We start from the raw sequence: 2,716 nt of genomic DNA on the forward strand, positions 1-2,716 counted from the left end.
TGTGCTCGCTAGTGGTCATCGTCCAGCGTCGCCGGAGAATTCGATCTTGGGTCTGCGGATTCAGCGGTATCGCTGTTGCCCGCCCGTGCCGGAAACTCCGAGTGCGATTGGCCGACTCTTGATCGGGCTCTGGTCATAATCGCGGACATGAGCTGACCGCTATTCTCACTACGGTGATCCCATGATCGATTCGTACGTCCATGTCGACGGTGCCCGCGAGAACAACCTGAAGAACGTCTCTGTGGACATCCCGAAGCACAAGATCGTCGTGTTCACCGGTGTCTCGGGATCGGGCAAGACGTCGCTTGTGTTCGACACGATCGCTGCGGAATCGCAGCGACAGCTCAACGAGACCTTCACGGCATTTCAGCGCAACCGGCTGCCACGGTACGGCCAGCCGGACATGGACTCCATCGAGAACCTGTCGGTAGCGATCATCGTCGATCAGAAGCGCATCGGCGGGAACTCCCGATCCACGGTCGGCACGATCACCGACCTCTACGCGCTGTTGCGGCTCCTCTTCTCCCGCGTCGGCCGCCCCAACGTCGGGTACTCGAACGCGTTCTCCTTCAACGATCCGCAGGGCATGTGCCCGGACTGCGACGGCCTGGGCCGGCGCAGCGAAGTCGACATCGACAAGCTGATCGACCGCGGGAAGTCGCTCAACGACGGCCCGATCCGCCATCCCGCCTTCAACCCGGGCGGCTGGTTCTGGAAGCTGTACGCGAACTCCGGGCTGTTCGACAACGACAAGAAGCTCTCGGACTACAGCGAACAGGAGTGGATGCAGCTCCTCTACGGCGCCGACGCGTCGATCAAGCTGGGTTGGAAGGGCGGGGAGATCAACTCGAAGTACGAGGGCATCATCCCCAAGATGGAGCGGCTCTACCTGCGCAAAGAGCCGGACGAGATGAGCGCCAAGAACCGCAGGGCGCTCAAGCAAGTCGTGAATGTGACGACCTGCTCCTCCTGCCAAGGGCTGCGACTCAATGCGCAGGCGCTGGCGTGCAAGGTCAACGGGCGCAATATCGCCGAGTACGCGGCGATGGAGATCAACGACCTCGTCGACGAGGTCAAACAGATGGGTGGTGCCACGGCCGCGACCGTCGCGCAGAGCCTCGTGGACGGGCTCGGGCACCTGCAGATGCTCGGGCTCGGCTACTTGAGCCTCAACCGGGAAACCTCGACGTTGTCGGGCGGTGAGTCACAGCGGATCAAGATGGTGCGCCATCTCGGGAGCGCGCTTGTCGAGGTCCTCTACATCTTCGACGAGCCCACGATCGGCCTGCATCCCCACGACGTCGTCCGCCTCACCGACCTGATGCGCCGGCTCCGCGACAAGGGCAACACCGTGCTGGTCGTCGAGCACGACCGCGATGTCATCGAGATCGCCGACCACGTCGTGGATGTCGGCCCGCGGGCGGGAAAGGCCGGGGGCGAGATCGTCTTCACCGGATCTGTGGAGGAACTCCACGGCGCCGACACCCTCACCGGGCAGTTCCTGCGCCGCCCGATGCCCCTGAAGGTCGAGGTACGCACGCCGACCGGGCAGCTCCGCATCACCGACGCCGCCGTGCACAACCTCGCGAACGTGACCGTCGACGTGCCCGCGGGAGTGCTCACTGTCGTCACCGGAGTGGCGGGTTCCGGTAAGAGCAGCCTCATCCGCAACTGCTTCCGGGCACAGCACCCGTCGACGGTCATGATCGATCAGTCGGCGGTCAGCACCAGTCGTCGCTCCAACCCGGCCACCTACTCGGGCGCCATGGACGAGATCCGTCGTGCGTTCGCTCATGCCAACAGGGGGCGAGCGCGTCGCAGTTCAGCTTCAACTCCGCGGGTGCCTGCCCGGAGTGCCAGGGCCTCGGCGTCATCTACACCGACCTCGCCTTCATGGACGCGATGATCACGACGTGCGAGGTCTGCGCAGGCAGGCGGTTCACCCCGGAGGTACTGGAGTACACCCTGCGTGGACTGAACATCAGCGAGGTGCTCGACCTCAGCGTCGACGAGGCCATGGAGTTCTTCACCGAGCACGCGATCACCGACACGCTCGCCCCGATGATCGACGTCGGCCTGGGCTACCTGCAGCTCGGGCAGCCGCTCAACACCCTCTCGGGCGGCGAGTGCCAACGCATCAAGCTCGCCACCGAGCTGGGCCGCAAGGGCGGCATCTACGTGATGGACGAGCCAACAACCGGCCTGCACTTGTCCGACATCGACGGTCTACTACGGATCATCGACAGCCTCGTCGACGCCGGCAATTCCGTGATCGTCATCGAGCACAACCTCGATGTGGTCAAGAACGCCGACTGGATCATCGACCTCGGCCCGGGCGGCGGGAGCGCGGGCGGCAGGATCATGTTCGAGGGCAGCCCGCAGAGCATGGTGACCGCGACGGACTCGGTGACCGCGGCATGTCTGCGCGAGTCTCTGCGGTAACCCGCTCGACCCCCGAGACCTCGGTGGGCCAGGCGCTCGGCGTGAGGTTGCCGGCAGACCCTCCGAGGCCGCGCACGCTGGGGTCCGGGGGCGGCACATCCGACCCTGGCAGCACCGGACCGGTGCGGGGTGCGCGTCCGGCCCGCCGGCAGGACGGCGAGCACAGCGACGACGTCTAGACCAGGAGCCCAATCGTGTCGATCCACGTGGCATCCGGGTGCGGCCGGTGCTCAGCCTCCATCTGGGCGCCGGCCGGACGTGATCGTGCCCAGTG

At 65.5% G+C, this 2,716-nt stretch carries 2 protein-coding genes; both read left to right on the forward strand.

From position 1 onward, the window contains the following. The first annotated feature begins 181 nt into the window (after nucleotides 1-181). Nucleotides 182-1,906 carry an excinuclease ABC subunit UvrA gene (locus tag Ae331Ps2_RS30055; RefSeq protein WP_337819514.1) on the forward strand — a complete coding sequence of 575 codons (1,725 nt, stop codon included), beginning with the start codon at nucleotides 182-184 and terminating at the stop codon, nucleotides 1,904-1,906. Then, the gene (locus tag Ae331Ps2_RS34490; RefSeq protein ID WP_337819513.1) at nucleotides 1,894-2,442 is read left to right on the forward strand and encodes a hypothetical protein; all 549 of its coding nucleotides are present in this window, start codon (nucleotides 1,894-1,896) and stop codon (nucleotides 2,440-2,442) included. The genes Ae331Ps2_RS30055 and Ae331Ps2_RS34490 overlap by 13 nt, the downstream gene beginning before the upstream one ends. Nucleotides 2,443-2,716 lie beyond the last annotated feature (274 nt).

The organism is Pseudonocardia sp. Ae331_Ps2 (assembly GCF_001932405.1).
GTDB lineage: Bacteria > Actinomycetota > Actinomycetes > Mycobacteriales > Pseudonocardiaceae > Pseudonocardia.

What these genes read in the sequence shown, in the direction of transcription:
- Ae331Ps2_RS30055 (WP_337819514.1), top strand. Translation starts at nt 182, where the DNA reads ATGATCGATTCGTACGTCCATGTCGACGGTGCCCGCGAGAACAACCTG.
- Ae331Ps2_RS34490 (WP_337819513.1), top strand. Translation starts at nt 1,894, where the DNA reads ATGGACGCGATGATCACGACGTGCGAGGTCTGCGCAGGCAGGCGGTTC.